Consider the following 7,699-nt stretch of genomic DNA (forward strand, 5'->3'; position numbering starts at 1 on the left):
GCACGGCTCGCTCGCGTCGCGCCCGTCCGCGCCGCGGTCCTCGCGCCGCGCTCCTCCGCTGCCGCCAGCGGGCCGCGCTCAGCGGCCGACGGCGTCCGCGACGGGCGTCAGGTCCGAGGTGACCCGCGCGTACACGCCCGGCGCGTCGGCCAGCCCGCAGCCGCTCCCCCAGGACACCAGCCCGATCAGGCGGCCCTGCGCCACCAGGGGACCCCCGCTGTCGCCCTGGCAGGCGTCGTGCCCGCCCCGGCTGTCACCCGCGCAGAGCATCGAGGACGCCGCGTAGCGGGCCGACGAACCGCCCGGGTACGCCTTCTCGCACTGCGCGTCCGGCAGCACCGACACCGGCGAGGAGCGCAGCGACGCCGCGTAGTCGCCCCGTCCGCTGGTGTCACCCCAGCCGAAGACCTGTGCGGCGCTGCCGGGTGCGGCCGCGCCGTCGCCGGGCGACGCGGGGGTGATGGCCGAGCCCGCGGGCAGGGCCGTGCGCAGCGTGAGGACGGCGATGTCGTTCTGGTTGGTGCTCGCGTCGTACGCCGGGTCGACGGCGTACGACGCGACGGCGACCGAGCGCCCGCCGGCGGCCGTGAGGCGGTCGCGCCCCGCGACCACGTGCAGGTCTCCCACGTTGTCGGGGCCCTGCCCGAGGACGTCGTCGCTCATGCAGTGGGCGGCGGTGAGCACCTTCGTGGGCCCCACCAGCACGCCGCCGCAGAACTGCCCGCCACGGCCGGTGCCGAAGCGCGCCGGGCTGACCAGTGCCACCACCCACGGGTGGTCCGCCGTCGAGGCGGGCCTGCCGCCGACGACGACGCGGCCGGCCCACGACGGTGCGGCGGAGGCCAGCGGAAGCAGGGCCGTGGCGGTGAGGACCGCGAGCCCCGCGTACACCGCCCGGGAGGGCTTCCGCGTTCCGGCGCGGCGTGCGGCGTGCTCGGCTCTGGCGAAGGGGCGACGCATGAAATCTCCTGACTCTCCGTGGAAACGTGATCCACCCGGAGTCATCCAACCTGCCTCGGACCCCTCTTGCGAAACCGGGCGGGCCCGGAACCCCTCGAAAGGGGACCCGGGCCCTGCCGGGTAGCCGTGCGGCCCGCCGTCCGCCGGCACCTCACGGCGCCGCCGGGGCGGGGCACCGGGCGACCGGTCCCACGGCGCGGAGCGCCTTGCCGCACGCGGTGCGGCACCCGGGGAAGCCCCCCTGGCGGCCGGGCACAGCGGAGCGCCCCCGCCCCGGAAACCCGGGATCGGGGGCGCTCAACGGGAAGAACGGTCCGTCAGTCGAGGTAGTCCCGGAGGACCTGCGAACGCGACGGGTGGCGCAGCTTCGACATGGTCTTGGACTCGATCTGGCGGATGCGCTCGCGGGTCACCCCGTAGACCTTGCCGATCTCGTCCAGCGTCTTCGGCTGGCCGTCGGTGAGGCCGAAGCGCATGGAGACCACGCCGGCCTCACGCTCGGAGAGCGTGTCCAGCACCGAGTGCAGCTGCTCCTGGAGGAGCGTGAAGCTCACCGCGTCGGCCGGGACGACCGCCTCGGAGTCCTCGATCAGGTCGCCGAACTCGCTGTCGCCGTCCTCGCCGAGGGGGGTGTGCAGGGAGATGGGCTCGCGGCCGTACTTCTGGACCTCGATGACCTTCTCCGGGGTCATGTCGAGTTCCTTGGCCAGTTCCTCCGGGGTGGGCTCGCGGCCCAGGTCCTGGAGCATCTGGCGCTGAACGCGGGCCAGCTTGTTGATGACCTCGACCATGTGCACCGGGATGCGGATGGTGCGGGCCTGGTCGGCCATGGCGCGGGTGATGGCCTGCCTGATCCACCAGGTGGCGTACGTGGAGAACTTGTAGCCCTTGGTGTAGTCGAACTTCTCGACCGCGCGGATCAGGCCGAGGTTGCCCTCCTGGATCAGGTCGAGGAAGAGCATGCCGCGGCCGGTGTAGCGCTTGGCCAGCGAGACCACCAGGCGGAGGTTGGCCTCCAGCAGGTGGTTCTTGGCGCGGCGCCCGTCCTCGGCGATGATCTCCAGCTCGCGCTTCAGCTTCGGCGCGAGCTTGTCGGCGCTGGCCAGCTTGTCCTCGGCGAAGAGGCCCGCCTCGATGCGCTTGGCGAGCTCGACCTCCTGCTCCGCGTTGAGCAGCGGGACCTTGCCGATCTGCTTGAGGTAGTCCTTGACCGGGTCGGCGGTGGCGCCGGCGACGGCGACCTGCTGGGCAGGCGCGTCGTCCTCGTCGTCGTCCGAGAGCACGAAGCCCTTGGCCTCGCCCTCGGTCTCCTCCTCCTCGGCCTTGCCGACGGGAGCGTCCTCGGCCGGGTCGTCGGTCTCGCCGAGTTCGTCCGCGTCCTTCTTGGAGGCCGTCTTCTTGGCGGTCGTCTTCTTGGCCGCGGTCTTCTTCGCCGTGGCCTTCTTGGCGGCGGCCTTCTTCGGGGCGGCTGCCTTCTTCGCGGGAGCGGCGGCCTCGTCGGCCGGGGCCTCGACGACCTCGGCGGCGGGCGCGACGGCCGCGGCGGCGACCGTCTTGACCGGCGCGGGCTTGGCCGCGACGGGCTTCGGGGCGACGGTTCGCTTGACCGGACTCTTCGCAGCGACGCTCTTGCGGGTGCGCTTCGGCGACTCCGCGGCACTGACCATCAGCGTCACACCCTCTTCCTCGAGGATCTGATTGAGGCTGCGCAGAACATTCTTCCACTGGGTTGGCGGAATCTGGTCGGCGTCGAAGGCCCGACGCACGTCGTCGCCGGCGATCTGTCCATCAGCCTTACCCCGCTCGATGAGCGCCATCACAGACTCGGACTCGGCGATCTCCGGCGGGAGCGTACGGGATGTGCTGGCCGACACGAACAACCTCTCGGAACGATGGGAAGGGCTTCCGGCCCCGCCCGACAACGGACCGGAGCCGACGACCGACGGCTGGGGATGTCACCGACGGCGCGGGCTTGAGCCAGGGGAGGACTACAGCACCACCATCGGCGGGCGTATTCCTCTCTCGGCTGTCACCTCTTAGGTCATCGCACTGCTTCGGGGAGTGTTACGGCCAATCCGCGTGGCCCGAGTCACACCACATATGCGACATATACGTCACAGGGCTCCATAGCGCCCTACTTCCAGTGTCGCCGGACCGCGCCCCGGCCCGGCGACACGCGACACACACATGCTCCCCGACCGGGGCGGACGCGCCCGGGTCAGTGCTCGCGGGGTGCGGGCACGACGCGCTCGACGTCCGGGTGCGTGGTCAGCAGCTGGCGCATCGCGGCTTCGGCCGTCGCGCCGTCCCCCGCTCCGAGCGCCTCGGCGATCCGGGCGTGGTGGACGAGCGCGCCCTCGTTCGGGCGGTCGCAGCCGGTGACCGGGCCGCCGGACACCTGGAGCGCGGAGGCGACGATGCCCGAGAGGTGCTCCAGCATGCGGTTGCCGGCGAGCTGGATGAGCAGGGAGTGGAACTCGGAGTCGGCGCGCGCGAAGGTGATGGCGTCACTCTGGGCGAGCGCGTGGCCCATGATCTCGACCATGTCCACGAGACGGGCCTGCGCGTCCTCACGGCCGTGACCCGCGGCGAGCCGGGCGGCCAGCGGCTCGATCGTCCAGCGCAGCTCGGTCAGCTCGCGGCGCTGGTCGTCGCGCTGGGGGCCGAAGGCCCGCCACTCGATGATGTCGGGGTCGAGCAGATTCCAGTCGCTCACCGGGCGGACCCGGGTGCCGACGTTGGGCCTGGCACTGACCAGGCCCTTGGCCTCCAGCACGCGAAGGGACTCGCGGACGACGGTGCGGGAGACCTCGAAGCGCTGGCCGATCTCCTCGGGCACGAGCGGCCGGTCCGCTCCGAGGTCGCCGGAGACGATCATCTGCCCGAGCTGCTGGACGAGTTGGCCGTGGAGCCCGCGGCCGCGGCTGCCCGCGGTCCGCCTGCCCGGGCGTGCGAGGTCCACGTCGGGGCCCTCCCAGACGGGGGCGGCCGACCGGTCGGCGCCGGCCGCCTGGGAGAACGGGTAGCGGTCGAGGTCACCCGGTCCTGTCAGGCCGGAATCGGCGGAACGGGCGGAGGTCATCATGGTGTGCGCAAGGGTACTCACGCATCCTTTGTCGGCGTTGCTCCGACGACCCTTGAGGGCTTTGGTGAAAAGCACACGAAAGGGTGATCAGCGCCGCGGTCTTCATTGACGGACGGTGACTCTTAGGCCCGAAAGGACCGTTTCGTCCGTCGAGTTATGGCCAGGACGATCAGAAGGACGCGAATAGCGATCACCAACGCGCCTTACGACGAAGGCCGGTGAACAGGAACGCACAGAACAGGGCGGTCAGGGAAAGCCCGAGAGCCGTGGCCTCGGGGCGGGTGACGAGCCGCAGCAGCGCGATCAGCCAGCTGTCCGCCCCATGCGGCTTGCCCAGCCTGCCCAGTTGGTGGAGCCGGTCCGCAAGTCCGCCCAGCGAGTGGGCCGAGGGCCCGGCCAGCACTTTCCTGACCAGCGGAACGACCAGCACCGGCACCGCGACCACCGCGGTGATCCCCGCCGCGGTGATCCGGAAGACGCCCGCACCCAGCAGCCCGGCCCAGGCGCAGCCGAGGGCCAGGCCCGCCCAGCCCGCGCACAGCGCCGGCCAGTCGTGCGGAACCCGCAGGAACGCGGGCCCCTCGACCAGGCGCAGCGCGCCCGCGTCGGCCACCGCGGCGAGCAGGGCGAGCAGGACGGCGACCACGCCCGTCACCAGGAGTTTGGCGAGCAGCAGGCCGATCCGTCGCGGAACGGTGCCGCGCGCGCCCGCGAGCGCGGGATGGCGGTGCTCGTCCCCGTACGACAGGGCGCCGATGAGCCCGGCCCCCATCGCGGCGGGCGGCAGCGGCAGCAGCGCCGGCCAGGCGGCCAGCAGCCCGGGGAGCGGGGTCGAGCCGGTGCGGGCCAGCACGAGCGCCATGGTCAGCGAGACGACCAGCACGGCGGCACCGATCAGCGGCGCGGTCCTGACGCCGAACATCCGCCGCAGCTCGTAGCGCACGGGTCGCAGCGGGCCCCGGGCCGGGCGGGCCTCCAGCGCGGGCGGGAGCGCGCTCGTGCGGCGTGCCGACTGGGCCGGCAGCGGCACGAGGACCGAAGCGCCGCTCTCGGCGGGGCCCTCGTCCTCCTCGCTCTGCCGCGCCGAGGGCACGGGGCCGGTGTCGCCGATCTCGTCCGCGAGCTGGTGGACGAGCACTCCGTGGCGGAAGGCGGTCTCGCCGATCTCGGGGCAGCTGCTGCCGTAGACGGTCAGCCTGCTGCCGCCGTCGGTGACCACCTCGACGGAACGGCGCCCCGCCCTCGCCTCCTTGCTGAGCGCGTCGGCCAGGCGGGCCGCGTGCGGCGTCCTGATGGCGACGCGCGGGCGCAGCCGGGTCCCGGAGAAGGCGGCCGCGTCCTGATCGGCCACGAGCCGGCCGGCGTCGATGGTGACGACCCGGTCGGCCGCACGGGCCGCCTCCTTGGGGTCGTCCGTGGTGTAGAGCACGGTGCCGCCCTGGAGGGCGTGGGCGTGCAGCAGGCCGTGCAGCCAGCTCGTCTCGCGCGGGGACAGCCCCGCCGAGGGCGCGTCGAGCACGAGGGTGTGCGGGTCGCCGAGCAGGGCCGAGGCGATGCCGAGCCGCCGGTCCATGCCGAGGGAGAGGTTGCCGAGGCGCTCGTCGCGCAGGGAGCCGAGTCCGACGACGTCGAGGAGCTCGTCGGCCCGCGAGGCCGGCACGCCCGAGGCCGCGCACAGCATCCTCAGCTGCCCCTTGACCGTGCGGCCGGGGTGGCCCGGCACGTCACCGAGGAGCACGCCCACCTCGTGTGCGGGGTTGGCGATCCGGTGCAGCGGCCTGCCTCTGAAGTAGGCGACGCCACGGCCGTGTTCGAGGCCGAGCATGAGGCGCAGCGCCGTGGTCTTGCCGGCGCCCTCGGCGCCGAGCAGCGCGGTGACCGCGCCGGGGCGCGCCTCGAAGGTGAGGTCGTCCACGGCAGCCGGCCGGTCGCGACGGGGATTGCTGGTCAGTCCGATGGCCTGGAGCATCGTTCATCTCTCGCAGGGGGTGAGACCGCTCCGCGGCAGAGCGAGTACCCCAGCAAGATAACGCTATATGTCCGATTTGCAACGGAAGGTGATGTGTGCTGTGTCCCGGGGACCGCGCCGGCCGGACGCGGACTCAGATCTCCGGACGCAGCATGGGCGGGTTGAGCACGGTCGCGCCTCCGGCCCGGAACAGCTGCGCGGGCCTGCCGCCCTGACGGGTCGTCGTACCGCCGCTCGGCACGAGGAAGCCGGGCGTTCCGGTGACCTTGCGGTGGAAGTTGCGCGGGTCGAGCGCCACGCCCCACACCGCCTCGTAGACCCGGCGCAGCTCGCCGACCGTGAACTCGGACGGACAGAAGGCCGTGGCCAGCGACGAGTACTCGATCTTCGAGCGGGCGCGCTCGACCCCGTCGGCGAGGATACGGGCGTGGTCGAAGGCGAGCGGCGCGGGCGGCTCCGCGTCGCGGCGGGCGCCGTCGCCGCCGATCAGGTCCTCCCCCAGCAGGTCGCGCACCGGGGCCCAGCGGGCGCCCTCGGCGTCGCCGCCCGCGCGTGGCGCGGGCAGGTCGGGCGCCAGGGCCAGGTGCGCCACGCTGACGACGCGCATGCGGGGATCGCGGCCCGGGTCGCCGTAGGTCGCGAGCTGTTCGAGGTGGGCCGTGCCCGTGGGCGCGTCAGAACCGGGGTCCTGGACGCAGAGCCCGGTCTCCTCCGCCAGCTCGCGCGCGGCCGCCTCGGCCAGGTTCTCCTCGCCGCGCACGAATCCACCGGGCAGGGCCCAGCGGCCCTCGAAGGGCGGCTCTCCCCGGCGGACGGCCAGCGCGCACAGCGCGTGCCCGCGCACGGTGAGCACGACCAGGTCGACGGTGACGGCGAACGGGAGAAAAGCCGACGGGTCGTAGGGAGACATGCCCGTGATCATAGTCGTCTGCCTGACGATAAACAGTCCCGCGGCGAACCCGGCCGCCTCGCGTCCCGTGCCGCGCGCCCTCCTGACCCCTTCCACACGGATACGTCATCCCCCTTTCTCACGCGCCCAGTTGGAGTCCGCTCGCCGCTTCCTCCACCACGCCGAGCCCGAGGCGGCCCACCCGCACCGAGAAGGGCTCCCCCGCCACGCGCAGCCCCGACAGCCGGACCGCCCCGAGCGGCGCCTCCCGGGGCGGGTGCAGCGCGACGAGCCCGCCCGGGACGTCGGGGCCGATGCCCACGAGCGCGGCGACCACGTGGACACCGGCGGCCGCCGCCACCGCCGCCGGCCGGCAGGCGGCGGGGTGCGGCACCGGCGCGCCGCCCTCCGAGCGCTGCCGCCCGGCGTACATCTCGGGAAGGCGGTACCCGAACGACTCGGCCGCGTCGAGCAGTCCACGCAGCAGCGTGCCCGCCTCGGCCTCGTGTCCCGCCGCGGCGAGCCCGGCGACCGCCACCGCCGTCTCGTGAACCCGCACGGCGCCGGCCCGGTGCCCGAAGGGGTTGTGGCCTGCCTCCCTGCCGCCGAGTCCGCGCAGGCCCCAGCCGGAGTCCAGCGCGGGACTCGTCAGCACCTTCGCGACCCGTGCGCAGCCCGCGGCGTCGAGAAGTCCGCGCGCCTGCGCGCCCCGGGCGGCGAGGCCGGTGTCCAGCAGGTGCGCGAGGTCGGCGCTCGGCCAGGGCAGGAGCCGCCCGTCGGCGGTGCGCGCGGCTGC

The 7,699-nt window shown here is 73.7% G+C and carries 5 protein-coding genes and 1 pseudogene; all 6 read right to left on the minus strand.

Features of this window, described 5'->3' with window-relative positions:
• Window positions 1-78 precede the first annotated feature (78 nt).
• A complete protein-coding gene (locus L1885_RS19595; protein WP_235798465.1) occupies window positions 79-960 on the minus strand; it encodes a S1 family peptidase in 882 nt (293 codons plus the stop codon).
• Between the two features lie 317 nt (window positions 961-1,277).
• The gene (locus L1885_RS19600; RefSeq protein WP_235798466.1) at window positions 1,278-2,834 is read right to left on the minus strand and encodes an RNA polymerase sigma factor; all 1,557 of its coding nucleotides are present in this window, start codon (window positions 2,832-2,834) and stop codon (window positions 1,278-1,280) included.
• Window positions 2,835-3,178: 344 nt separating this feature from the next.
• On the minus strand, window positions 3,179-4,120 hold the full coding sequence (locus L1885_RS19605; protein ID WP_308117356.1) for a FadR/GntR family transcriptional regulator: 942 nt from the start codon (window positions 4,118-4,120) through the stop codon (window positions 3,179-3,181).
• 115 nt (window positions 4,121-4,235) lie between these two features.
• Window positions 4,236-6,014 (minus strand): ATP-binding cassette domain-containing protein, encoded by a 1,779-nt coding sequence (locus L1885_RS19610; RefSeq protein WP_235798468.1) that lies wholly within the window; start codon window positions 6,012-6,014, stop codon window positions 4,236-4,238.
• Window positions 6,015-6,147: 133 nt separating this feature from the next.
• Complete coding sequence (locus tag L1885_RS19615; RefSeq protein ID WP_235798469.1) at window positions 6,148-6,936, minus strand: NUDIX hydrolase; 789 nt, start codon at window positions 6,934-6,936, stop codon at window positions 6,148-6,150.
• Between the two features lie 106 nt (window positions 6,937-7,042).
• Window positions 7,043-7,699: pseudogene (locus L1885_RS19620) on the minus strand (glycogen debranching N-terminal domain-containing protein); the annotation flags it as partial.

This window comes from Streptomyces fuscigenes (assembly GCF_021556455.1).
In the GTDB taxonomy this organism is placed as follows: Bacteria; Actinomycetota; Actinomycetes; order Streptomycetales; family Streptomycetaceae; genus Streptomyces; species Streptomyces fuscigenes.